The sequence below is a fragment of the Planococcus sp. 1R117A genome, from assembly GCF_051417975.1.
In the GTDB taxonomy this organism is placed as follows: domain Bacteria; phylum Bacillota; class Bacilli; order Bacillales_A; family Planococcaceae; genus Planococcus; species Planococcus shenhongbingii.
Map to the genome: position 1 here is coordinate 307,528 of NZ_JBPRLO010000001.1, position 26,118 is coordinate 333,645.

Annotated in this window: 21 protein-coding genes; all 21 read right to left on the reverse strand. The window is 45.2% G+C overall.

Going from position 1 to position 26,118, the window contains the following annotated elements; translation table 11 throughout:
- Nucleotides 1-279 precede the first annotated feature (279 nt).
- Complete coding sequence (locus ACSFXN_RS01295) at nucleotides 280-2,142, reverse strand: LTA synthase family protein (protein WP_437148403.1); 1,863 nt, start codon at nucleotides 2,140-2,142, stop codon at nucleotides 280-282.
- 92 nt (nucleotides 2,143-2,234) lie between these two features.
- A complete protein-coding gene (locus ACSFXN_RS01300) occupies nucleotides 2,235-4,628 on the reverse strand; it encodes a SpoIID/LytB domain-containing protein (RefSeq protein WP_437148405.1) in 2,394 nt (797 codons plus the stop codon).
- Nucleotides 4,629-5,097: 469 nt separating this feature from the next.
- On the reverse strand, nucleotides 5,098-6,504 hold the full coding sequence (locus tag ACSFXN_RS01305) for a cell wall-binding repeat-containing protein (protein WP_437148406.1): 1,407 nt from the start codon (nucleotides 6,502-6,504) through the stop codon (nucleotides 5,098-5,100).
- A gap of 225 nt (nucleotides 6,505-6,729) precedes the next feature.
- Nucleotides 6,730-7,830 (reverse strand): glycosyltransferase, encoded by a 1,101-nt coding sequence (locus ACSFXN_RS01310; protein ID WP_437148407.1) that lies wholly within the window; start codon nucleotides 7,828-7,830, stop codon nucleotides 6,730-6,732.
- Entirely contained in the window at nucleotides 7,827-8,552 is a 726-nt protein-coding gene (locus tag ACSFXN_RS01315; protein ID WP_437148408.1) for a WecB/TagA/CpsF family glycosyltransferase, read from the reverse strand. The genes ACSFXN_RS01310 and ACSFXN_RS01315 overlap by 4 nt, the downstream gene beginning before the upstream one ends.
- 185 nt (nucleotides 8,553-8,737) lie before the next feature.
- Nucleotides 8,738-9,214, reverse strand: a complete 477-nt coding sequence (locus ACSFXN_RS01320) for a VanZ family protein (RefSeq protein ID WP_437148409.1) — start codon at nucleotides 9,212-9,214, stop codon at nucleotides 8,738-8,740.
- A 90-nt stretch (nucleotides 9,215-9,304) separates the two neighbouring features.
- Complete coding sequence (locus ACSFXN_RS01325) at nucleotides 9,305-10,717, reverse strand: alanine/glycine:cation symporter family protein (RefSeq protein WP_437148410.1); 1,413 nt, start codon at nucleotides 10,715-10,717, stop codon at nucleotides 9,305-9,307.
- A gap of 111 nt (nucleotides 10,718-10,828) precedes the next feature.
- Nucleotides 10,829-11,920 carry an amidohydrolase gene (locus ACSFXN_RS01330; RefSeq protein WP_437149141.1) on the reverse strand — a complete coding sequence of 364 codons (1,092 nt, stop codon included), beginning with the start codon at nucleotides 11,918-11,920 and terminating at the stop codon, nucleotides 10,829-10,831.
- Nucleotides 11,913-13,046 carry a mandelate racemase/muconate lactonizing enzyme family protein gene (locus ACSFXN_RS01335; RefSeq protein WP_437148411.1) on the reverse strand — a complete coding sequence of 378 codons (1,134 nt, stop codon included), beginning with the start codon at nucleotides 13,044-13,046 and terminating at the stop codon, nucleotides 11,913-11,915. The genes ACSFXN_RS01330 and ACSFXN_RS01335 overlap by 8 nt, the downstream gene beginning before the upstream one ends.
- Nucleotides 13,047-13,366: 320 nt before the next feature.
- Nucleotides 13,367-14,317 (reverse strand): nuclease-related domain-containing protein, encoded by a 951-nt coding sequence (locus ACSFXN_RS01340; RefSeq protein ID WP_437148412.1) that lies wholly within the window; start codon nucleotides 14,315-14,317, stop codon nucleotides 13,367-13,369.
- A 457-nt stretch (nucleotides 14,318-14,774) separates the two neighbouring features.
- Complete coding sequence (locus ACSFXN_RS01345) at nucleotides 14,775-16,391, reverse strand: M20/M25/M40 family metallo-hydrolase (protein WP_437148413.1); 1,617 nt, start codon at nucleotides 16,389-16,391, stop codon at nucleotides 14,775-14,777.
- A gap of 66 nt (nucleotides 16,392-16,457) precedes the next feature.
- Nucleotides 16,458-17,621: an aminotransferase class I/II-fold pyridoxal phosphate-dependent enzyme gene (locus ACSFXN_RS01350; RefSeq protein ID WP_437148414.1), complete on the reverse strand. Its 1,164-nt coding sequence runs from the start codon at nucleotides 17,619-17,621 to the stop codon at nucleotides 16,458-16,460.
- Between the two features lie 95 nt (nucleotides 17,622-17,716).
- Complete coding sequence (locus ACSFXN_RS01355) at nucleotides 17,717-18,631, reverse strand: DMT family transporter (protein ID WP_437148415.1); 915 nt, start codon at nucleotides 18,629-18,631, stop codon at nucleotides 17,717-17,719.
- A gap of 79 nt (nucleotides 18,632-18,710) precedes the next feature.
- Nucleotides 18,711-20,171, reverse strand: coding sequence for a sodium/pantothenate symporter (gene panF / locus ACSFXN_RS01360; protein ID WP_437148417.1), 1,461 nt, complete (start codon nucleotides 20,169-20,171; stop codon nucleotides 18,711-18,713).
- Nucleotides 20,168-20,437: a YhdT family protein gene (locus ACSFXN_RS01365; RefSeq protein ID WP_437148418.1), complete on the reverse strand. Its 270-nt coding sequence runs from the start codon at nucleotides 20,435-20,437 to the stop codon at nucleotides 20,168-20,170. The genes panF and ACSFXN_RS01365 overlap by 4 nt, the downstream gene beginning before the upstream one ends.
- A 256-nt stretch (nucleotides 20,438-20,693) precedes the next feature.
- On the reverse strand, nucleotides 20,694-21,992 hold the full coding sequence (locus ACSFXN_RS01370; RefSeq protein ID WP_437148419.1) for an efflux RND transporter periplasmic adaptor subunit: 1,299 nt from the start codon (nucleotides 21,990-21,992) through the stop codon (nucleotides 20,694-20,696).
- Nucleotides 21,985-22,695, reverse strand: coding sequence for a hypothetical protein (locus ACSFXN_RS01375; RefSeq protein ID WP_301855229.1), 711 nt, complete (start codon nucleotides 22,693-22,695; stop codon nucleotides 21,985-21,987). Before ACSFXN_RS01375 ends, ACSFXN_RS01370 begins: the two co-directional genes overlap by 8 nt.
- Before the next feature lie 261 nt (nucleotides 22,696-22,956).
- Nucleotides 22,957-23,178 carry a DUF2187 family protein gene (locus tag ACSFXN_RS01380; RefSeq protein ID WP_300990094.1) on the reverse strand — a complete coding sequence of 74 codons (222 nt, stop codon included), beginning with the start codon at nucleotides 23,176-23,178 and terminating at the stop codon, nucleotides 22,957-22,959.
- Between the two features lie 178 nt (nucleotides 23,179-23,356).
- Complete coding sequence (locus ACSFXN_RS01385) at nucleotides 23,357-24,280, reverse strand: S66 peptidase family protein (protein ID WP_437148420.1); 924 nt, start codon at nucleotides 24,278-24,280, stop codon at nucleotides 23,357-23,359.
- A gap of 526 nt (nucleotides 24,281-24,806) precedes the next feature.
- Nucleotides 24,807-25,265, reverse strand: a complete 459-nt coding sequence (locus tag ACSFXN_RS01390; RefSeq protein WP_300990096.1) for a transcriptional regulator — start codon at nucleotides 25,263-25,265, stop codon at nucleotides 24,807-24,809.
- A gap of 105 nt (nucleotides 25,266-25,370) precedes the next feature.
- A complete protein-coding gene (locus ACSFXN_RS01395) occupies nucleotides 25,371-25,733 on the reverse strand; it encodes a hypothetical protein (RefSeq protein WP_437148421.1) in 363 nt (120 codons plus the stop codon).
- Nucleotides 25,734-26,118: the final 385 nt, after the last annotated feature.

A 26,118-nucleotide genomic window follows, 5' to 3' on the forward strand; every position in this document is an offset into this window, starting at 1 on the left:
AAATCCCCTCTTTCTGTTTTTAATCCTACATGTAAAAAATAGTAGAAACAAGAGGAAGTTACAAGTTTTAACAAAAATGATTCTTTATACAGATTATGTATTGTAAAATATTAAAGCAAACAAAAAAAGTAGTCTAAATAGACTACTTTTTGGAGGTTCACTCTTTTTTTTAATTAGTAAGGCATAAATCTCATTGCAAGACTAAATGATGATTTTATATTTTTAATCATTTCATTTACATTAAATTAAACAAGAATTTACAATTTTGTAAAGGTTGTTTTATTCACTTGGCATATCGTTTAAATAACTTCTGGAAATTGCATCAGAATGTGCAAGAATTTCCATAATAGTTTCTTGATCCTGTTTCACCGTATCCGGTACCGGAATCATTTTTGTCATCATATCGAAATCATAATAACGTTCGGGATATCGAGCGTTTTGTCCTAAGTAAATCTCGTTTTCCGTTACAAAAGACCCTCCAGACAAATAATAACGCATGGTCAGCAAATTGTTATCGTATTCCAGTAAATTATGGCCAACAATCGGACCTTCCGGCACTATTCCTAGCAAGTTCGTCAATGTAGGCATAATATCCACTTGGCCGCCTAGAGTTGAATGGACTTCATTGTTGAATAGGCCTGGCCCTGCTACGATGAACGGCAGCAAAAATCGGTCTTTGATGGTATAGGTATGGCCCATCAAACCACTCATCAATTTCGTATCGCTTATTTTCATCGGCGTTCCGTGAAGCCCTGAATGGTCGCCTGTTATGACAATCAACGACTCTTCATACAAGTTTTCTTCTTTTAAAAACTTGATAAAGCCGCCGATTTGCTCATCCGTATAACGGACAGACTGCAGATAATTCCCTGCATAACTGCCTTCGAACTCGGCAGGCAACTGGAGCATTTGCTTATCTTCTGGAATTTCGAATGGCGTATGGCTGGTTAACGTCATGATATTGGCGTAAATCTTCTTGCCTTCTTCGGCCTGTTTTTTAATTTCTTTTGCTGCAAATTCAAACAGCACTTTGTCGGAAGGGCCAATTCCAACCAGATCTTCATGAGGAATTTCTTCTTTTGTATATGCTTTTTGGAATCCTAATGCCGGATAAAGTTTATCCCGGTTCCAATAGTCAATCGCATCCGCATGGTATGTCGTTGTTAAATAGTCCCGGCCGTTCAATAACCGCACCAACGACGGAACTTCTACATCCTCCACATAATTGACTGTAGGTTCGAGTCCTTTTGGATACAGGGAAGTGTGGAACATCCACTCAGCGTCGGAAGTATTTCCAGCACCAATCTGCTGGAACACTTGATTGAAATACATACTGTCTCTTAAAAGAGCGTTGATGTTCGGTGTGATTTCCTGCCCACCGATGGATTGGTTGATTGCTAAAGCCTGCAAAGATTCGACTTGTATAAAAAACAAGTGACGGTCTTTTGCAATGCCGAAACGCTCCTGTTCAGTATAAGGCACGAATTCATTGCCTTTTAAGGCGGCAAGTTCCGAATCGGTCATGATCTTATTTTCTGCATGTCCGACAGCTGAACTTTGAGACAATGCCTGGACAATCTGGGTTTGGATAAACCCCTGTTCTTTTGCGAACAACGTAATATCGATAATCGGTTTCTGAATGGCAACTGCTGTAGTCCCAATGGACATTATTGCCAGCACTGCAGAAACTGCTCCGATTTTCAAACGCGAAACTGTTTTAAACTGCTTTTTCCAAAATACGATAGCAAGCACTATGTATATGAGCAAATCCGAGAAAAAGAATAAATCCCACGGTGAATACAGAAGCTTGACCGTTTCCATTACCGATCCGGCCTGGTTAGCCTGATTTAAATCGTAATAAGACGGCACCGTCTGAAAATAACGTTCGTACCAGATAATCGAAACCATCAAAGCGGAAACAATTAAATTGTAAATTAAAAGGATCAACGGACTTACTTTTTTCAGCACCCAAAATAGCAATGCCGGTATGAGCATCCACATTGGAAAATCTATAATTAATATTCTAAGAAACGACACTTCCCCAAAAACCAAAGACCGGAAAACAGCAATTTTAGCAACCAATAATATGGATCCCACAACAAATATAGTAGTGAGATAATGCGAGTCCAGAAGCTTCTTCATATATTTTTCCTCTTTCTATTTCTTGTTTTCATCGCTTTTTTATTGACAAAAAACTGATGTTGCAGCAATGCGCAACATCAGCCCAAGAAACATTATTTCACAAAGCTTGAGGTTAATTCAATAGTTACCCCTTGATAATAGAATTTTAGTATATCGTCTGCTTTCTGTCCGTCTTTAGCCCGTTTATAAGAACCCCATTGGCTCAAGCCAATGCCATGCCCAAATCCGCTTCCGTCCATAATGAACCGGTCTTCCTGATCGATGATTCCGTATTGAAGGCTCTTTAAATTAACGCCGCCAAGCGTAGTCCGGAATGTCGTCATCGACGGGTTGCCGTTAAGTGATTTTGAACCATTGAAAGTAAGGGTCATTTGATGTTTATTAATCGCTTTGCCAACGTATTGATTGACCGCTGCTTTCAAGTCTTCCGAAATGACGCCGCTTCCTCCAAGAAAGAAAGCTTCACTCTTTGTGGGCATCGACTCGAAGAAAGCAGCAGGCAGTTTTGCCGGATCGGGATCAAGCAGGACAATCGGCGATCCCGTTTTCGCTGCCAGTACAGATCCTGCCAGTGCATCAACAAATCGATAAGCGTTGCCGATGACAATACTATTCCCAGTCAAAGGCAACTCTCGATTGATTGCAATACTGGTTTCCACACGGTTCGAACCGCTAATGCGTTCTGCTTTTATGTTCATATCCATTAATTCGGTTTCAACAGTTTCCGGAACGACTCCCTTGCCTCCGATAATAATAGCGGAGCTGCTGGCGTTGTCTTTTAAGAACGTTTTGGTTTGTTCAGCAAGCTTTGTTCCGCGTTGGATAATGATCGGAATTTGCTTATTAGCCGCATATGCAGAAGCCGATAAGGCATCCGAAGAACCTTCCTCGCCGTTTGCAATCATGACTTTTGAAGAAGAGCCAATTTCTTTGGCAATTGCTAATGAGGTTGCAGTTCTATCCTTGCCGGAAAGCCGGATAGTTTTAAAGCCTTTTTGCGTTAGTTTATCTTGTATTTCTGGAGAAATGGCAGATTCGCCGCCCAATATATAGATAGTTGCCCCAGCTTCAGTTTTTTCGTTTATAAATTGTTCCACGCTTGCCGGGAGGGAGTTATTCCGGACCAGCATGATCGGAGCTCGGTGCTTATGTGCAAGCACCGTTCCAGCAAGAGCATCTGCCAGTATACTGCCTCCACCTAAGACAATTGTTTTGGCTTTAGCTGCACCAACATATTCAGCAGCAATTTTAGCAGCCGTCTCGTAGCGGTCTATTCCGGAAAGGGTTTTGGATGCCGCACCAGCTTCCATATCGTATGCTAGAGCATTGTTTGTCTTGGTTCTGGCATAGTAAGTCACATCAACCTTCGTCTCTTTTACTTTGCCGGTATTTTCGTAATCACTTGTTTGAATGGAGTCAATTGAAGCGATCTTGATCGATTCAATTGCCGGATTGGCAACTTTTGCTTTTGATAAGACATAAGCTTTGTAATTTTTAAATGCCTCGCGGCTTTGGCTGTTCGCAACCATTGAACTGTTGAGATTGTATTCAGTAGTAATGTCCCACCAGCTTTCCGGTTTCTGTACATTTAAACTTGCGGGAAGCTGCTGTTTTAGCCAAGTCAGTTTCCACAACACATTGCTGGTATCGTATGGATCTTTCTGCGATTTTGTTATATAAGGAAGCGGGCTGGACCAGTATTGCTCAGCTAATTCCGTCTGACCGCCGTTGCTTGAAGAAAAGAAAGCCGTCACAAAACCTTTTTTGCCATCCGCTTTGACGTAAGTCAAAATCTGTCCTTGCGTTTCTGTTACAGCTTGGTTGCTGTACTGGTAATCGCGTAGATATTTTGGCGACAGCGGATCCCAAATGAACCCTTGGTATACTTGGTAGGTTGTCGTGTCGTCAATTTCCAGTGTGCTCTGGCTCATTTTCGAGAATACGTAAGAGCGTGCAGCAATCGCCTGCGCTTTCAAGGCTTCCATACCGCCGGCAGCAGGTGAACCCCAGCTTGCCGGTGATTCCGATGGCACAACGCCTTTCAAGTAATCTTCAAATTGCAGCATATTGACTGGCTGCATCAAAGCGGTGCCTGATAATCTGAAAAGAATCGTTCCCATATAAGGATGCGCTTCTGTTAATGCTCCTTTGTAAAGATACAGATGATTTTCTTTAGCGTAGATTTTAGGTTCAATGGTTACTGTGGATAATCCGGACGCCAAGATTTTAGTGCCGTCTTTGACAACCAGCTTTCCTGCACTGACAGTTACCGTGTATTTTCTATCTTTCGCTAACACCACAGTTGGTGCTTCTTTTAATACGGACGCCCCTTTTGGAACAAAATGGTACGTTGCAGAAGGTCCTAATTTATTGTTTAATTTCACTTTCACGGTAAAATCCGCTGCTGACGCTGACTCAGTTGGAATCGTCACAGCCAGCAAACTGAAAAATAAGATAAGGGCAAAACCTTTTATGATGGATTTCAAAAAAATTCCTCCTAATGTTTCTGTAATAGTGGGACGATGATGGTTAGATAAGTTGAACTAATAATTTTTGTCTGTCGATATTCCGCAAACCAGCTGCGCTTTCCTGCGGGCTTGCGCCGAACTAACTCGGGCTTCGCTCCCGAGTGGATTTCGGCACTCCGTCGCTACGCTGCCCCGCGGGAGTCTCCGCTGTTTTGCTCCATATCTTGAAATGGGTACAAATGCTATTATGAGAATTTGCTGATGTGGAGAAACCTCTATTAACACCGAGACGTTTCATTCATCTCATTCCTCTCCATTTAAGATGAAAGAGCGGAAGGCGGCGACTCCTGCGGGAATAGAGGGCCAGGTGAGACCCCGCAGGGAGCGCAGCGACTGAGGAGGCTCACGGTCCTCCCGCGGAAAGCGTCCGCCTGGAGCGATTTCATCAACATCTAATTCATTAGTTCAATTTATATAAGATTGTTAATTAATTTATATAAGATCTGACAGTCACAATTTTCTTGTCCCAGTTCGCCCATTTTGCATTTAATGACATGATGGTCACTCCCGTGCTGAATCCGGCATGGACTATTTTTCCATCTCCCAGATAAATGCCGGCATGGGACGGAGTGGTAGGCACTGCATTCTTCAAATCGAGGATAACAATGTCACCCGGTTCAGCGTTTGCATAACTTACCTCTTTGCCTGACTTGGCCATTAGCGCCGTGGTCCGGGGAATCGTGATGTTTTGTTTCGCAAAAACATACTGCAGGTACCCCGAACAGTCGAATCCTCTGGTCGTTGTCCCACCGTATAGATAAGGCACTCCCATGTATTTCTGTGACTCTTCTACAATGCCTGTGCGGATAACAGCAGTGGATACAGAAGCTGTTACGGGAGTAGTTACAGGAGTTGCCACCTGTGTAGGCGCAGGATTTAAAGCCCCATTGGAAATCGCCCCTTCTCCTCCAATTACCGTTAATGCCCCTACATTTTTAGCCGTTATGGCATTTTTAGTCACAGCAGGCAACGAATCTTTTCGTGTAAGGAAAATCGGTTTTTTCTGTTTTGCGCCGAGTGCTGAGCCCGTTAATGCATCCGCAAAGTGTTCGCCTGACGCCATTAAAGAAGCCGCTATTGTTGAAGGGTATAACTCAGAAACCACGGCAGCGGCTGTTGAAAAGCGGTCTTGTCCTGCAATGCGTCGGACAGATGCCGTTTTTTCTATTTGCTCGAAGATTGCAGGAGAAACAGCGCCTGTTCCTCCTACTACGATGACGTCCGAATATTTTTCAATCATTTGTTCCACTTCAGGTGACATTTTGGCAGGTGACGTCAACAGGATCGGCATGCCTTTTTCAGCGGCATAGGAAGCAATCGCCAGACTATCCGCAAAACCTGAACTTGAAACAACGACGGCTTTGGCACCGCCAACTTCCTGGGCAATCAATGCTGAAGTCTGGTGGCGGTTTGCTCCTGAAATCCGGGTGGGAGTGATGCCGGCTTCTTCTAATTGAGCCACGACTAAATCTGAGATTACGCCTTTGCCGCCCAAGATGGTGGCATTTTCAGCACCAATCCGTTTAATTTCTGCAAGGACCACGGAGGGAATGACGTCTTTTTTCACTAAAAGAATCGGCGAATTCAACTTTTGGGCAAGCGGTGCTCCCGATAATGCATCGGGATAATTGGTGCCAACGGCCAGCACGACATGATCTGTGCTATTGTCCGCCCACCCTTCTTGTGAAACTGCTACTGCGGTATGGTACCGGTCTTTTCCGGAAATTCTGTCAAAATCACTGAATACAGTCGAAGCTTCTGGAGTAAGCACGAATGCGGAAGCCGAAATGGTGATGGTTAAGGCAAGGACACGGAGGCTCTTAAATTTCTTCATATGGTCTTTTGTGCTCCTTCTAGTATGTTTTTTTGTATTTATTATACATTTTTATGAACTTTATTGAGTTTATCATTGTTAAACTCGGTTGAATACCATATTTATATTATGAGCCACGCAAAAAATCCTCGAGAAGATCCTCGAGGATTTGTAAAAACGCTTGTATATCAAGGTTCTGCCTTGTTTTAAGGAAAAGTTCACCTTGCGAAAAACAGGATTTTTTGCCTAGTTTTTTTTCTGAAGATCTCGGTATGTAGACAGCAGCTTTTTTTGTAAATTTGCATTGGAAAAGTTATTAACGGCAAACTCCCTCAATTGACGGCCCATCGTAGAAGTATCTGAAGAAATAGCAGCTTTTGCCGCTTGCAGCAACGATTCCTCATCACCCGGTACAATAATCCAGCCTGTTTTGCCGTGATCGACAAGAGCGCTTACCCCTCCGACATCAGTCGCAATAACAGGGGTCCCCATATCAGCCGATTCCAATAGCACCAACGGGAAGCTTTCGCTGTATGACGTCAACAAAGAAACATCCGCAGCATAAAGCAATTGATCCACATCGTTTCGAGTGCCCAAAAACTGCACTTTTTCCTGAATCTCCAATTCTTTGGCACGGGCTTCCAAGGTCTTTCTTAACGCCCCGTCGCCTATTATCCATAGCTTCCACTTATTATTTTCGAGCTTACTGAAGGCTTTCAACAACACTTCATGCCCTTTTACAGGGTGAAGGCGTGCCACAATGGCAAATACGAAATCTGTTTCTGCCGTATCGAATTGCGCACGGATCTGTTTTTTATCATATGCCGGAATCGTTTCATGGAATTCGATGCCGTTGAAAACAGGCGTGATTTTCGATGCTTTCATGCCCATCTCCACCAGCATCGTTTTAAACTTTTCAGATACTGCAAAAAGGTGATCGGCATTGCGGAGCGCCCGTTTGTTGAGAAAGGTGAAAAACTGATTTACCGCTTTCGGCTGATGAAGAAAATCCAAGGAAGGATCGCTATGCACCGTAATAAACCACGGAATCTTCATTTTCCGGCGAATGGAATTAATCAAAAAATTCGATTTCGCTCCATGCGAATGGACCAATGTAAAGCCATTCTGTTGAATGAAAGCTAATATTTTTCGGGAAGTGGATTGGTCAAATCGGTTCTTCTGCGGTATGACCGTCACTGTCACGCCTTGCTTTCTGGCTTCTTCGGCAAACGGCCCTTCCGTCAATAACAATAATTCCATCTCAACCGGTGATTCATGAAATAATTGCAGCAGATGTTTTTTCGAGCCGCCCGTCTCTCCTCCGCTGATCATATGAAGAATTTTCACAGGCTTTCCTGATCCTTTGCACGCAATGCTTTAAAAAGGAATTGAGGAAGAGCGATTTGGCGTTTGATGCGAGATGGCTGTGAAGCAAGACGGAAAAGCCATTCGGTTCCGGTTTTCTGGAATACAATAGGAGCTCTTTTTACTGTTCCACTATAAACGTCAAAACTGCCTCCGACTCCTTGGAAAATATTAACGTCCAAGCGTTCCATATTCTCGCGGATGAACAGCTCTTGTTTCGGACTTCCTAACGCTACAAATAAGATATGGGGTTTAGCAGCATTTATGGTGCGCGCAACTTTATCCATATCTTTCTCATAACCATCCAGCATTCCTGCAATAACCAATTTCGGGTATTTGTCCTGTATTGAAGCAGCCGCCAGTTCTACCGTTTCTTTTTTCGCACCATACATAAAAATCCGGTAGCTGTTTTTGTTTGCCAATCTAAGCAACGCATCCATCATGCCGATGCCTGTTACTCTGCCTTTGATTTCTCCCCCGCGCAGCCTTGAAGCTACTGATATGCCGATGCCATCCGGAATCTGGTAAGTCGATTCATTCAGCAATTCCATCAATTCGCTGTTTTTGGAAGCCATCATCACTTTTTCCGGATTGATGGCGACGATACGGGACTTTCTTCCGTTTCTAATATCTGAGTCAATGAATTGCATAAGCTCTTCTTCGCTTTGCATATTAACATTGACGCCTAAAATCTGTTCTTTCATTCTTTTTCATCCTCCATAAAAACTCACTATCTAGCAGTGATGCCTTTAAAACTATTCACATTTACTAAGTTGTTTTGCTTATGATTTTAAAATGCAGAGCTAAATCAATTGTTAATTTTATCATAGTTGTCTGCTTTTCACTAAAATTTCTATACAATTTACATCTTTTTTAAAAATTCGCTGGATTATTCTTTTGTTTTTATAGTCTTTTTTCTGTTTTTATTCTTTTGGAAGAGTTTTGCCACACTCAAAAACAACACTGCGCCGAACAAATCCAAAAGAACGTCTTGCCATGCGGGCGTCCGTCCCCCGGTCAGCGATTGGTGGAATTCATCCGCTAAAGCAATGGCTGCAGTAATGGCCAAAGCGAGCCACACTTTTGGCTTAGGCAAAAGATTCAGCACGGCCAAGGCGATCAAGCCGAACATCAGGACATGGGCGCCTTTGCGAAGCAAAAATTCGATGAATTTATGATAGCCTCTTTCTTCAATCGATACGTGAGTGCCCCAATACGGAATTTCCAAATGGCTCAATACGCCTTTGAACGGCTCGGACGGCAGGTACTTTTCCAATGCCGGAATCAAGGATTGTTCTTCATAAGTTTGGCCGGAAGATACAAATAACACGATAAATAAAGTAAGCAAGATGAGTATTTTTTTCATAGTTGAATTGTATCATGAATTTATTTCCGAGTTGCTGCCAGAGAGCAGAAAAAAACACATTTGCCTCGTAAGCAAATGTGTTTAAATCAATTAGTCTCTGCTATGTTCGCCCCAGCATTCCGTATTCTTCAAACCTGGAATGTTTTTCGCAAAGAATTCCGGATTTTTCCCGGCTTTCCGCTGGGTGGTGTAATCGTTCAGCACTTTGAATGCCGTTTTCCCAAGTATCGCAATAACGGTCAGGTTGAGTACCGCCATGAGACCCATGAACAAATCGGCCATATTCCAGACGAGCTGCACTTTTGCGAGTGCACCGAACATTACCATCCCCAGCACGCCGAAGCGGTAAGCCGTCAGCCAAGCGCTATGCGCATTGATAAATTCAATATTCGTTTCACCGTAATAATAATTCCCGATAATCGAGCTGAAGGCGAAAAACATGATGGCAATGGCCAGGAAATACGGTGCCCAGTCGCCGACGTGGACATTCAGGGAAGCTTGTGTCAGCGAAATCCCTTCCTGTTCGCCTGTTTTGTAGACGCCCGCCAGAATGATGATAAAAGCGGTAGCGGAACAAATGATGATGGTATCAAAGAATACCCCCAAACTTTGGACAAGGCCTTGCTTCGCCGGATGCGACACGTTCGCCGCTGCTGCAGCGTTCGGCACAGATCCCATCCCGGCTTCGTTCGAGAACAAGCCGCGGCGCACGCCTTGCATAATGGCCGCTCCAATTGCCCCGCCTGCCGCTTCTTCTAATCCGAAAGCACTTTTCACGATCAATGCGAAGATAGCAGGAATTTCACTGATATTCATGATTACTACATAAAGCGCCACCAAAATGTACAGCACCGCCATAACAGGAACCAGCACCTGAGTTACATGGGCAATCCGCTGAACCCCTCCGAAAATGACTAGCGCCGTCAAGATGACCAATCCCAAACCGATCCCCCATTCCGGGATGCGGAAGACATCTTCGAATGATTGCGCAATCGTGTTTGATTGCACCGAGTTGAAGATAAAGCCAAATGCCAATGTCAATAAGATTGCAAAGACGATGCCAAGCTTCCGGTTGCCGAGTGCTTTTTCCATGTAATAAGCCGGCCCTCCGCGAAATTGCTCACCGTCTTTCACTTTATAAACCTGTGCCAGCGTACTTTCAATAAAAGCCGTTGACATCCCGATCAAAGCCACGACCCACATCCAGAAAACCGCACCTGGCCCTCCAATTGCAATAGCAATGGCTACACCGGTAATGTTTCCTGTGCCGACCCGTGATGCAGTAGAAATTGTAAAGGCCTGGAATGCCGAAACACCATCTTTTCCATCTTTTTTCTCGGTGATTACACGAAACATCTCGCCAAACAGGCGCACCTGCACAAATTTTGTGCGAATCGTAAAATATAAGCCGAGTCCCAAAAGCAGGGCAATTAAGATATACGTCCATAATAAGTCATTGCCTTCATTGATGATCCATGTTAATCCGTCCAAAATAGTATCCATAAAGTTTCTCCTCTAACCTGTAGCTTTATATCTACAGTTTTCTTAGTTGTATTTTCTTAGATGTTGTTAAACTTGTTTACTTTACCCCAATTCTTTACAGCAGAAACCTGCTCACGTTCTTCTCAGCGTTTCTGCCAGTACACGCGCTCCGATATCAAGCGCTTTCCGGTTAAACGCCATATCCGGGTGATGGAGCCCCGGCGTAAGATCTGCTCCCACTCCAAGCATCGCCGCTTTCAGTTCTGGCTTCTTTATCGTGTAAAAATGGAAATCATCCGCACCGGTTGTTTCAATAGGCGCAGACGTATTTTCATCGCCTACGACGGACCGGATGGCAGTGTCCGCAATCTGCATCGCTTCTTCCGATACTTCCGCCGCCGGCGTGTAATCATCCCATTCCCAATTTATTTCGACGCCGTGCATTGCTGCGATGGATTCGATTCCCGCATCGATGCGTTTTCTCAATTCCGCCATCAGGCTGTTCGACTGTGAGCGGACATCCAGTGCAAACGCAGCGCTGCCCGGAATGATGTTCAACGACTCGCCTCCCGCCTGGATGTTCGTCAGCTTCACCGAATACGACTCAAACGGCGAGAAATAAATCGATTTCACAAATTGATGGATGGCGGCAATCACATCAATGGCATTTTTCCCTTGATGCGGCCGAGCACCGTGGGCATCCACTCCGGTAATTTTACCTTTCAGGAAAATCCCGGAACCGTGATAAATGGCAGGCGCTACTTGGCCAAAAGGCATTTCCTCAATCGGACGCAGATGCACACCGTATAAATGCGCCACGTCTTCCAGCGCTCCACGTTCAATCATCGCAAGCGATCCATTGCCTTTTTCCTCTGCCGGCTGAAAAATAAACCGAATACGCTTCGTCAGAGTTTCGTCTTTCAAATAAAGAAGCGCCCCCAGCACCATCGCCATATTGGCATCATGGCCGCAAGAATGATTGGCTTGCACTTTTCCCTGCACTTCCTGCCACAGGGCATCGATGTCGGCGCGTACCGCCACTACTTGATTTCCTTCGCCAATTTCAGCGATCAATCCCGTTACGTCATTGAAGGTATGATGCCTGATTTGCAGCTCTTCCATAATGTCAGTCAGTTTTTTCGTCGTTTGGACTTCTTTCCAGCTCACTTCGGGATGGACATGGAAATGGTCAAAGTACTCCAGTATTTTTGTTTCATTATCCATTTGTCCGTTCATTCCCTTCCACTATGCAAGTGGCCGTGGACAGTTTCTGCAGCTGCTTTTCATCCACTTCGACGCCAAGGCCAGGCTGGTCCGACAAATTGACATAAGGCAGCTGGTACTCCAGGTTCCCGATCTCTTCTGCGAATAAAAGAGGTCCGGTCAATTCAGCTGACTGGATATTGCGCCGCGACATCACCGCATGATAGCCTGCCGCAGAACCGACTGAAGACTCCACCATCGACCCGATCTGGGCAATGATGCCTGCTGCTTCTGCCGCTTTCGCCATTTGGATCGCCGGGAAAATACCGCCGGATTTCATCAATTTGATGTTGATGTAATCGGCCGCTTCAAGACGGATGATTTCAAGCACGTCTTCCATCGTCTGCACACTTTCATCTGCCATAATTGGCGTGGTGGTTTTTTGGCGGATATCTGCAAGCCCGCGGATATCGCCCATGCGGATCGGCTGTTCAATCCAAGTGAGCTGTGCCTCCGCCAACTGGTTGATGGTCTGAACCGCATGCCCGACCGTTTTCCATCCTTGATTGACATCGATGCGGATTGGCATTTCGGGTCCCACCGCTTCCCGCACTGCGTAAATGCGCGCAATGTCAGTAGCAGAATCCGTGCCGCCCACTTTCAGTTTCAAGCTGCTGAATCCTTGGTCCATCGCTTTCTTCGCTTTTTCCGCCATGATTTCCGGCGCTTCAATGCTGAGCACTTTCGGATATTGCAGATTGTCATGTGCACGTCCGCCAATCAAGTTATAGACCGGCTGATTTGCCGCTTTCCCCATCAAGTCGTAGCACGCAATATCAATCGCTGCTTTTGCCGCGGGGTTTCTGGCAATCGCCGCATCCATGAGATAGTGGATGTGTTCGATGTCGAACGGGTTTTGATTGATGATTTGCGGAACGAGTACATTTTTCAAAATTTCATATGTACCGGTGACTTGCTCACCCGTGACATGCTCATCCGGCACCGCTTCGCCGTAGCCGATGATTCCCGCATCCGTCTCCAGCTTGACAATGACCGCCGGCATATTCGGATAGGTCGCATACGAAATGATAAACGGTTCTTTCAACGGAAATTCCACTGCATAGATCTGTGCTTTGATGATCTTCATCTCTGTTCCCCCTTATTATGTATAAGTAAATTGTACATGATTGGGGCCGTTTGTTGTAGGATAGGAGGGGATATTTTGGTTCGGTGATGTTCGTTAGGGTAGTTTCCAAGACCGGAGTTCACATGCTCGGGATGGAAAAGACCTTTGCAGTGCGCGAAGGTCTCTTTTAAAGCTTAAGAGCGCATTTCGCTGTTGGCAAACTGCGAAGTAATTTCTATTGATGTTTTGAGCAGTTTCTATCGGTGTATTTTTGATTTCTATCGACATTTCACATGTTTCTATCGGTGTTTTGAACGTTTTTATCAGTGTTTCTCTCTTTTCTATCGGTATTGTTCTTTTTCCCGATAAAAACGATGTCTTTTTCCTCCGACTTCTTCTAATTTTTTTCTTTTTAATGCCCGTTTTGCTGCTTCTTGTGTCGGCATTCCAAGGAAGATTTTGCATTCATTTGCAGTAATAGTTGGTTTGCAGAGCATAAACCAATCATCAATGGCATCAAGGTGCGCATTCAAGTCTGTTAAATTGCATGGAGGGCATTCCCATTTGCGCACGACCCGGTTCATTTTTCTAAAACGGCAGCGCGGACAGTAAACGCCATTTTGGATGTCCTGGAGATTGATTCTCAAGTTGGGGGCTAAGGGAAAGGGCTGGTATTTTTGGTCAACAGCCAGCAGATTTTGGCCGAGTGAATTCATCTGATCCACTGTAAGAAGTTTGTCTTCAATTTTTAACCGATGCAACTGGAAAAATAATTCGTCTGCAATCCATACTGTGGCACCGAGCGGTACATTCTCAATTACTTGCGAAGGATATGCCATTACTACTGCTGTTTCTACAGGTAGAGTGCAGCCGAATTGCTTCAGCACTTTTTCCATTTTGATTTTTGCTGTCTCCGCTTGGACCACGGGGCTTTTGAAGTATCGGCGTTTTCCGTTCGGCAAAGTTTGATCCAACACACTGGGGTTCGACCTGAGCCTCAGTTCCCCACCCATATTCTTGATTTCCAATATCAATAGCCGGTCTTGTGTAATAAAAACGGTATCGATTTGACTGCGGTCTGGCAGTGATAAGTCTTGGATGACGATAAACGGATAGTTCGGCTCAAAATAAGACAGAAGTTCATCCACTCGTTCTTCGCCGCCCGCTCCCGCTTTCTCGTAATTCAGCAGCTCTTGGATTTTCCTGCTTTTCTCATGATTGACTGGCAGCCTTTTCAATAGCGCTTCGTAGCCAGTGATTTTCGCTGTTCTCTCCCGGTATTTAATGATCATTGACATCCCTCCTGCTTGATTGTATCAAGCTTCTCGAATTAATTCCATATATATCCAAACCGAAGATTTGAACAGCTATTTCGATGGAAAAATGAGATTTGAAGGGTTTTTATCGGTGTTCTTCAAAACAAGCTCCGCTCTCTGTTACAAGCTCAAGGGCTTAGATGGAAGAGCCCTTCGTCAAAACGAAGGACTCCTTCACTGTCAAAACATACATTTCGCTTTGGCGAAATGCGATAGAATGAATTTCTATCGACAGTCGAAGAGGGTTCTATCGGTGTTTCCAGCTTTTCAATCGATGTTTCTCCAGTTTCTATCGGCGTTTTGACGCTTTCTATCGGCGTTTCTAAGGTTTCTATCGGTGTTCTTCAGAACAAGCTTCACCAGTGGCGCCAGACCAAGGGCTTCAAATGGAAAAGACCTTCGCTGAAAGCGAAGGTCTCTTAATTCAACACCCTTAGTAATGAGGACTTTTAACGAAAATCGACAGAATCAATTCTTCCAGCAAAATCGGCATTTCTTCAAATGTATTTTTGATATGAAGGCGTTCTGTGCGTTTATGGGCATCTTTGCCAAAAGGACCGACATTCAAGACAGGCGCCTGCAATTGCTTCATCGCCTGGAAAGGGATGTTGTACAAGTCACCATACACCGGTGTATTTTTTTCATAGGTGATCCATCCGCCATTCTGGTCGGTGTAATTGACATAACTTAAATCCGATATGCCGTTAAAGTAATGGATTTGTTTCATTTTCAATCCGAATTTATTCATGGCATTGGTTGTCACTTGTTCAACGCAGCGCTTGACGAGTTCGTTTTCCGATGAGTTTACTGGCGGGTAATAAGGCGGCGCATACAGCAGCACAGTCGCCGGTGTAAGCTCCTGGCAATTGATCAGCAGGATGTCGACGATGTGCATCGACTTTTCCCGCACGTCCCATTCCGGATGCATCATGGTGTCATACAAGGCTTCATTGACGTAATCGATGCCGAATTTAGTGATCGCATATTTCATCAGTTCTTCAAAGCGAAGCACCCGGATGTCTCCGACCGGTTCGATGTTTTCGCGTTCGCACATCGCGCGGTAGTCGCGTGTGCAATGTTCCATCGCTTCGATGGCCACTTTCTCGAATTGGTCGAATACTTCTTCCGCCGTTTTTTCCATCAAAAAGACGTTGTACATCGCGCTGGTCCGGTACGGTGTCTGTGCCGAGTACTCTTGTTTCATGTCCCGCTGCATCAAAGTTACCGGAACAGGCGTTTTTTCACCATAAACGGTTTCAGTAAAACTTGTATTCCATTCCATCCGGTGCGTCAGGTATGTCGAGATATAACTCGATGTAATGCCGGACAACGGTTCGCCGACATGCGTTTCTTTGCCGTAGAATAAAGCGGATGGCATTATCTTGCCGATCGATCCGGTATAGACGTAATGGTTCATGTCTCCCGGATGATGGGCAAACACCGGTTCACCATTCAGGAATAAGATGTATTCCAAACCGTGCTCCCGCTCCAGGTCCAGCAGTTTCGAAACTCCGTAGCGCATGCCGGCGGAATTCACTTCTTCGTCGGCCACGGTCATCAGCAGCAAATTGATCGGCCATTCCTCGGCAGCCGCTTTCTCAATCAGTGCCATGTGAAGCGCCAGCCCTGCTTTCATGTCCATGGTGCCGCGTCCGAATAAGTATTCACCAGACTCAAGGTCCGCTCTTGCATCTGGATCCAATTCATCACGCACTTTCTTGAACGCTTCCGCCAATTCCAGTGGGCTGCAGGCAATCGGCTCCAGATCGCCATATTCCGATGTATGGACGGTATCGTAATGGCTGATGAGCACAATCGTTTCTTTGGCTTCAGGATGTTTATACAGCGCAGTGACGTTCTCGCGCTCCCAATTCACTTGGCTAAACGCCAAGTTTTCAGGATGCTCCTGGAAATACGGAATCATTTCCAATTTTTCTTTCAATTTATAGGCGAATTGAACTTCGCCTTCTGTTAACGTCATGCTTTTCCAGCCAACCAACTCGCATAACAATTCCTGCAGCTTTTCGGGAGTCCCCCATAATGTAGCCATCTCTATGTCCTCCTCTTGGATCAACTAACACTTAGCGGGGGTTGTATCCCCGCAAAATGATATTCCTCATTTCTGCTCCAGCGTTTTCACCCATGCTGCCATGCGTTCCATTGCCCGTTCTAGTGTCGGCATGGAATAGGCGTATGAGATTCGGAGAAAGCCTTCTCCGGCTTTCGTAAACGCTGAACCGGGTACGGCTGCCACGCCTCCTTCTTTCAATAAAGCGCTCGCGAACTCGAATGACGTCATGCCGTATTTTGTGATGGAAGGGAAAATATAAAATGCGCCTGCCGGTTTCACGACATCAAGCCCCATCTCGGTCAGTTTTCCATAGACAAAATCACAGCGCTCCCGGTATGCCCGGTTCATCATTTCCGGCGCGTCGCGGTTATTTTTCAACGCTTCGATTGCGGCATACTGGCTCGGCACGGATGCGCAGACGGTATTGTACATATGCACTTTCAGCACTTGCGTGACATATTGTTCCGGCCCCAGCAAAAAGCCCATGCGCCATCCGGTCATTGAATGGGATTTGGACAAACCGTGCACAAGGAATGTGCGGTCTTTAATGGCATCAAAACAGGCAAACGAAGTATGGCTGCCTTCAAATGTATTTTCACTGTAGATCTCATCTGTCACGACAAAAATTTCATGTTTGCTGAGCTCTTCCACCAGTGGCTCCATTTGGGCCTTCGTCAATGTAACACCTGTCGGGTTGGAAGGGAAATTAAATAAAATCGCTTTTGTTTTATTGGTAATCAGCGCTTTAATCGCTTCTGCTGTCGGCACCAGGCCGGTATCGGATGTATCAAGCAGGACAGGTTTCCCGCCATTAAGTTCAATAATTGGTTCGTATCCTGCAAAACAAGGGGCCGGAAGGATCACTTCATCGCCTTCTTGCAAAATGGTGCGAAAAACAGCATCAAGCGCTTCGCTTGCCCCGTTTGTGGCTATAATTTCAGTTAGCGGATTATAGACCAGGTTATATGTATCTTGGAAGAACGCAGAAATTTCCTGGCGCAGTTCAACGAGCCCCGCATTATGGGAATAACCGGTCAGATTAGCGGTAATCGCCGCTTTTCCGGCTTCCTTAACCTTTTCCGGCGTCGGAAAGTCAGGCTGTCCGATTGTTAAGTTAATCGCATCCGGATAATTGGGCAGCTGATTGAAAAACTGGCGGATTCCTGAGATTTTAAGCGCTTCTGCACGTGGATTCAATGTTAATGACATAGACTAAAACTCCGTTTCGTATTTCGACTTGTTTCTATTATATTGCAAATCACTTGAAAATAAACTGAGACAATCGGCATAGACAAAAAAGCGGCTCACACGTTAAGCCGCTTTTTCCGTTTTTTCAATAAATCTTCCGCAGCACCGGATCCGAACAGCACTCCGATAACAATCAGCACAAGTCCGAAAATATGGCGGGATGTGATGATTTCACCAAGAATGACCGCGGAGCCGACCAGCGAGAAAAAAGTATTCAAATTCATGAAAATAGCTGCTTTTGTCGGTCCCGCCTGGCCGATGGAATAATTGTAAAGCATATGGGTGACCGCTGTCCCGAGCACTGCTGAAAAGAAAAATGTTAGCCAGAAAATCGGTGTCACTTCTGCAAAAGCCCGAATTTCCCCTGGCTCTTGAATCAGCGAAATGATGAATAAGATGATGGCTCCGACAATGAACATATACGCCGTCAGCAGGCGGGGATCCATGGAACTCGCCGATTTTGAAATGACGAGAAAGCTGAGCACTTGGGTAAGTATAGACAGAAAGACGAAAACGTCGCCGATATTCATGCCGGCCGCCGCCCCGCTTCCTACCATCACGGTGGCTGACACACCGGCAAGCCCAATAACCACACCCACCCATTGCAGTTTCGAAGGATAGCTTCGAAGGATCAAAGAAACAAGCACGGCTGTCAGCATCGGCCCTGTCCCTAAAATCAGCCCTGCGTTCGTACCAGATGTAATTGCCAGTCCGCTGGACAGGAAATAATGATGTCCCACCACATTGAGAAGCGCGCCGAGCACAATAAACGTCCATTCGTTTTTCCGCGGCAAGCGAAGCATTTTCATGAAAGCCAGGATGATAAAAACGGTGATGCCGGCTGTCAGTATGCGGAATGCGGTTAAAGTTACCGGATCGACAAATTCCACCAAGTATTTCACTGAAGGCAAATTAAAGCCCCAGACGAGCATAACAAATGTTAAGATGGCATAAATTTTCCATTGATTCAATCAAGTCAAGCCTTCTTTCGAGTTCCGAATTATCCATTCATTTTACGCCGGTTCTACGGAAAAGTAAACGCCGCTGTGGTTACTTAGCTGCCTTGACTTCATAATCATAGGCTTTCCGGCCGATCAATAAGCTGAATACGATAAACGCCAGTAAGGAAAAAATCACCGGAAACGTGACGGTATGAACACCGAACAGCTCGCCATTTGCCTTGTTGTAAAAATGCAGCCCGACGTAGCTGCTGATGCCCACAACCATGGAAGCGATGGCACCGTATTTATTGCCCCATTTCCAGTAAAGGCCGAGCACTACTGGCCAGATAAAGGCCGCTTCCAAACCGCCAAAAGCGAAGAGATTCAGGAAAATCAGCAATTCCGGCGGGTCAAGCGCCAGCAGGAATACAATGGCTCCAAGCGCACCAGTGATGCCAAAAGAAATCCGTTTGATGGTTTTTAAATCAGCATCGGGTTTTATGTAATTCAAGTAAACGTCTTTTACAATCGTCGATGACACAAGGATCAACAAGGAATCCACCGTTGACATGATAGCAGCCATCGGGGCAGCCAGAACAATCCCAGCGGCCCATGGCGGCAAAGTCTCCAATGCAATCATTGGAATGACTTTGTCTCCGATGTCGATGCCCGGTAAAATGGGGCGTGCGAAAATGCCGATTAAATGCATATTCAGCATAATAAACCCTGTCACGACTGTTCCGATAATCAGCGCCCGGTGCATCGAACGGGAATTTTTATACGACATCGCCCGCACCGCAATCTGCGGCAAGCCAACCACGCCGATGCCTACCAAAATCCAGAAAGAGGATATATAAGCGGCGCTCAAGCTGCCATCTGCTCCAAAAGGCGTTACCAATCTCGGGTTTTCATTGATCAAATCGGCCATGATATTTGGAATTCCGCCGCCGGCGATAATGACCGCAATCAATAAGATCAATGTCCCGATAAACATGACGGCGCCTTGTACAGCATCTGTCACAGCAACTGCCCGAAACCCGCCGATTGTTACATAAACGAGGACGCTGACCGCAAAGATAAACAATGCCGTATTGTAAGGCAAGCCTGTCAGTGATTCTACCAGCCGCGCGCCGCCGATCCACTGGGCCGCCATCGCGGAAAACAAGAAAATGATGATGCTGAGTGCCGATAAGATTACGACCCATGTGCTGTTATAACGCGCTTTTAAAAAGTCGATCATCGTTATGGCCTCATAACGGCGCGCCATAATGGCGAATTTCTTTCCTAAAATCATCAACACAAAATAACCAGTTACCACCTGTGTCATGGCCAACAATACCCAACCGAATCCTAATGTATAGGCGGTTCCGGGTCCCCCAAGAAAACTGGAGGCGCTGCCGTATGTAGCGACCATCGTCATAGCCAGTACGAAACCGCCGAGTTCCCGGCTGCCCAGGAAATAATCATTGATAAAATTTGAACTGGCGGCCAGTTTGGTGCTGGACCAATAACCGATTGCGAAAATGATCAGCAAAAAGGCGACCATCGGAATAATTACAGCCACATTCATCGCTCGTCTTCCTCCTCTTCAAACGGCACTTCTACAAAGAAAAACTTCACGATGACGATGACTAGCACCACTGTCACCAGAAAGCCCATTACACAACTGTAAAAAAACCAATCCGGCAAGCCCCAAATATATGTATATTCCTCTACGGGACGGGAACCCATTCCGTAGGCAAAGCCAAACCACCAGACAAAATTGAAAAGTGCCAGCCCGAGCCCGATTATCGCTTCCCGGTTGGCAATTTTAAAACGCCAGTCGGTTTCTTTCATCCGTTTCCACTCCTTTCGTCCATGTCTGCCGGTTTATTTCCTTTATTCCGCTTCGCCGAGCGGAATCCACTGGCCATAAAAGCCCGATTGGATCAACTAGCAATCAGTGGAATAAAGCCCCACTGATTGAGTTTCTCTTATCCTATCAATTGAATTGAAGCCTGTCACCCTCGTAAATGCCTTTCAGCTTAGCTGATTATTATCTGTCCATAGAATAACCCCGAAAGCAGCAGCTTCCGGGGTCGGCTTTTGTGAATTATCTTGCCAATAAAAATTCGACGTACTTGCGCCAATTGGTATTTTTGGCAAATTCGTAATCCGGCTGTTCACTGGGGAATGGCATAAAGACGTTGGGCGGCGTTTTGAAATCACTCAACGTGCTGTCTTTCAGCATCACAGTTCCTGGTGCGATGCCGTCGCTTAAGACCGCTTTGCCGTCCACTTCGAAGTTGACCGTAACCGGAACGACAGCAGCATTGCCTTGCTCGGCTAGCACATAGGCGGAGCCGCTTGTATCGTAGCGGTTGAAAATCCAAGGCTGCGGCATTGCCACCGCATCGGCCGCTTCGTTGATAATCACTTCAGCATTTGCTGAACTGCCAAACGGCAGTTCGCCGTTGACCGGCTCATCTGCCATGATTTGAACTTCGTAAAAAGCGATCGGATTGGCCTGCTCTTTCGGATCAAGCGCCCGGTAAGCCTCGAGCCACCTGGAGTCTCCCGCCGGAATCTGGGAAACACTCATGACTGTCCCTGGAATGGCTTGCTCCAACCCTTCCGCTTGAACCATTACACGGTCCTGTGCGGCAACGTCTTTCCATTCATCTTCCAATACATACGTGACAAATGTCTTTTCCTCCGAATAAATTTCCACACTCAGCGGTGAAGAATCCCGGTTGACTTTGGCTATAATGCCTTCCACCGGGCTGACCAAAGCCGGGCTCGCCAAACTTTGGCTCAACTGGGCGTTGATGACAGCCAATTGCGATTCGATAGCTGCCAGGCGCTGTTCCGCTTGGGCAATTCCCGCTGCGAACGAGCCGTCTTGAGGCACTTCGACGCCAACAGAAAAATCGAAATTGTATTCAATGATATCGCCGTCTTCGTTGGTTTCGGTCGATTGGTCCGAAGTATTTTCAGATTCTTTGCCGCTTTGGCTGGAACGGGCAGACTCGAGTGCACTCAACGAGCTTTGCACTTCGCTTTTTTCAGATTCCAATGCGCTTTTTTCAGATTCCCAAAGCGCCCGCTGCCCTTCCGATTCCGCTTCGTTCAGCAAAGCGATTTCTGAGCCCGCTTGGACAGCGTCGCCTTCATTGACCGTCCATTGATCGATCGCTTCCCTTTCCTGCACATAAATCTGGGTGCTGGCACGCGGCGCCACAATCGATTCTTTCGACAGTTTTTCTGTATATGTATTGGAGTATGCCCGTTCATATTCACTGACATAGACATTTTTCGAGATGATGCTTTTCTCTCCAAACAGCAATAAGGCATTGGCGGCGATAAAAGCAGTCACCGCAACGGAGAGCCCGATGAAAAAGAACCTATTCAATAGAAGCTCCCCCTCTCGTAAAATCGCTCAGCATCTCACCAATCGGCACATAGGCACTAAATGCCGCAATGGCCAGCGCCGCCACAATATGAATCAAAATCAGCAGCAATAAAATCAGCTTGGGTGAAAACGCCGTAAAGCTGCGGACATAACGGTATTGGACTGCAATGATCAGCGATGTGAAAATAGTCAATTGATTAAAGAAAAAAATCAGGAAAGAATGGTTCATCAATGTATTGTCCAAAAACGTAACCGCTAAAGGTCCAAACGAAAATAGCGATACCGGCATCGTAAAGCCCGTTACTGCAAACAGGAAAAACGTCAAGGCTTTTTCAATAACCAGTAAAGCCACTACGTATGCCTGCATGACAATTGCTGCCCGAAAAGTCATTTTCGTCAGCTTGCTGAAGAGAAAAGCCACACCATAGGAATGGAATGCCAAATAAAGCCCGGCCCAAATCAATGTGCCGGCTAACGAAGTCCAGCGGGCAAGCGTGTAGGCATCCCAAGACGCCTCCGTTAAATAAGGAGTCAAGGATGTGGTATTCATCCCCCAGATTTCACGCAGCGCAAAGAGAAGCACCCCTAAAGCAAAAATCCAGGCAAGCCGCTGGTTGAATTTCCGCATTTCGTTTTCTTGCAAATTATGTATTAACTCTCCCTGTCGGGTAAAATAATGCCAGAATTTAAAATCAAATATCATGTATGGGATTCCTTTCAGCGCAAATGATGGTTCTGCTCCTTTTAACTCTACCAAAAAAAACACCGCTTTGAAACGATAAAGCTGTCACATTTTTCAATATTTCAGTCTTTAAGCTAAAAGCGCATCGAATATCACCAGCATCCCGGCGCCGTTTGTTAAGCATTAAAAAAGAAGCTCATTTAAGAAAGCTGCCGGAATCGTTCCGATTTGCTCTTCTTGAATATGAAAAAACTCCTGCAAACTGCAGGAGTTTCAAAAATCTTATACAATTTTGTATTTCTTATGTGAAATTACGGTCATGTTGGATGCTGCACCAATTTCCTTTGCATCTTCATGTGAAATCTCGACAATCACCGAGTTGTCCATAATTTTAAAGATCGTTCCGTTAACTTCCACTCCGTTGCGAGTGAAGGAAATCCATTCACCAATTCTGCGGGCTGCTACAAATTCCGATACCTCTTTTTCATGTGGTTGAAATGCCATCGTTATCCTCGCCTCTCTTTAGTAGAAACAATATCTATTTATTATATCATAAAAAAGACAGAATTTCACCTCTTAAGCTGTATGGATTTTAACCGGCAGTTCCAGGCTGCCCCTCCGCAATCGGATGTACCTGCACACTCCTGCATCTTGTACGCCGCCAGGCTTTTTCAATTGTTTTTCACTCGACTCCCGGCAAAATGGTCAAAGTTTTAGCGTCAGCATCCAACCGTGCTTCCACTCCAAGCGGGACAGAAAAATGCGGTTCACAATGTCCGATTTTAAAGCCTTTGACGACCGGCACTTTCAACTCACTGAAGTAATCATCAAACACTTGATCCAGCGTCAACGATCTTTCTTTTTTCTTCGGTTCCGAATTTTTAAAGTCTCCGATGACAATTCCGGCCACTTCATCAAATTTCCGGGCCATCCGCAAATGGTTCAGCAATTCGTCCACTTGATAAGGCTCTTCGTCAATGTCTTCTATCAACAAGATTTTGCCTTTCACGTCCAGCTCGAACTTGGTGCCGATGGCGCTTCGCAGCAGCGATAGATTCCCGCCGACCAGTTCACCTTGTGCCATTCCCACGCTGAGCGCTGTAAGCGGAGAAATTTCTTCGGAATAATGCAATTCGAAAGGCCCGAACAGCTGGCCGAACATCCGGGCGCTGCGTTCATGAAATTCCTCTTTGCCCACATCCGACGCCAGCATTGGCCCATGAAATGTCACCAACTCCGAGTATTGGCCGATTGCCGAATGTAAAAACGTAATATCTGAATAGCCCCAGAATATTTTCGGATTTTCTTTGATCATCTGGAAATCGATGCTTTCCGCCAAACGCGCTGATCCATATCCGCCACCTGCACAGATGATGCCTGAAATTTCCGGGTCTTCGAACATGGCATGCAAATCCGCAAGCCGCTCGTCATCCGTTCCAGCCAAATGGCCGTTCTTCGCTTCCACTGATTTTCCCATTTTCACTTTCAGCCCCAATTGTTCCAAAAACGGCAAGGCCTTCTTCAAATTCTCTAAATTTGGCGGGCTTGACGGTGAAATCACTCCCACCGTATCCCCTTTTTTCAAACGCCTTGGTTTGATTCGCACAAGCATCCACTCCTATTTTAACTAGTATTCATGTATTCAAGCATACCGCTTTGCTGCAGAAAGTAAAACTCCAGCGAAATGCATATTTATAATTTAATAAAAACTGGAAAATATTAATTAAAGACAACGATAATTTAGAATTTTTAGTTATTTTGGTCCATGGTAAGAATTTGATATTGCTATATGATTAAAAACAAGTTATAAAACGGCTTGCCAAAACCTTATAACTTACAGGTAAGATCTTCTTTTATAAAACCAACACAGGGAGTGGATATGTATGAATTTTGATAAAGTGCTTGAACTAGAGTGGGAAGATCTTGCAATTGGATTAGCCGGTTCAACTGCCTTAATGCTGTTTCTAAATTTCTTCACATTAATGTAAGAGGTGACTTATGCATATCGGAGTATATTAAAAGCCCTTTTCCGGAAATCTGGAAAAAGGGCTTTTATGCGTTTTTTTATGTATACAAAAACGCCTGCTCTCAATTAATCCGGGCAGGCGTTTTATCCATAGGCTAAATTCACTTTACAAACCTCCATTTTCCTGTTGTTGTTTAATCAAGTCATTGAACATCGCTTCATCGTGTGCGGCCAAAGCGTAATCAATCATACGGTTAAAGTTTTCCTGTTCAAGAAAATGAATAGCTTCTTCCGCTTCCTGTTTTGCTTGGTCGTTCACTTCCAGCAGCCCTTCTCGCTCTTCCTGCAATATGGCTTGCAGATGCATGTGGATATCAGACACTAGCAGCAACTGATACAACGGCAATCGGATAAATCTATTGCCTTTTTGGAACACAAACACTTCAGATAGATTCTCTACTTGAAATGTATTTAAATTGACGACTATCTCTTTGCCTTCTACTGGAATAAAATGAAACAGTTCATCGTCTTTAAGAATCGAGAAGTATTGATAGGCAAATACGAACCTTACGAGATGATCTTCTTTCTTTGTATAAAAAGGTTTCATCAATTTAACATGCAGCATGACACTCCCCCCCTTTTCAAAAAAGAATTTGAATATTCTTACTACATTTATAATATCATATATCTCTCATTTCCGATACAAAAAAGCACAGGGCTGATCAATCCATTATGCCAAATTGTGACGGCGCTGCTCCTTTGGAGACACAATAAAATGCATTTCATTTGAGGGGATTTGGATAAATAAAGAATCCATTAAAGAGCGGAGAAATATTTCGAATTCCTGTTCTTCCGTTCCCATTTTTTTGAAGATAATGCAATTGGCATGAAAATCGATGCGTACTTCTTTTAAAGGGCTATCCGGAAATAGCTCATTGTTGGTAAATACGAAACTATCATGCGACGCAGCCGCCTGCCATTCCACTTTCGGGAAGCTGCTGTCTGCATGCCGCCAGAAAAGCTCCCACCGGCTGATTGCTTCTGGAGTTATCACATACCTTAAATCCGGAATTGCTAAAACATAGGAATCCATCAAGTCCATTCTCCTTTCGCTATTAATTTTTAGGTTTATACGGATTGGACAAGTTATTTACAGCAGCAGATATTTTATAAAACAGCTCCGCTTGCCATGGGTGTCTCTGCTGTTTTTTTCCGGATTTAAGTGATCAAACATCAAATATTATATTAATAATCACTTCTCTCTTCCAGAAAGCTTATCCAGCGAGGCGCGTCCACGGGCAAGGCGGAGCGATGAGACGAGTGTCCTTCTCGGCTTATCGCGGAAGTCAATGAGGTGACCAAAGCATTTGGGCGCCTTATTTGCGACGAGCTTGCGCAGGAGCACCAATCTTTGCCTTACCATAGCGGCCGAAGCGGGATTTTTTAAAATCATTTTTCAGTTCAATTGATATAATACA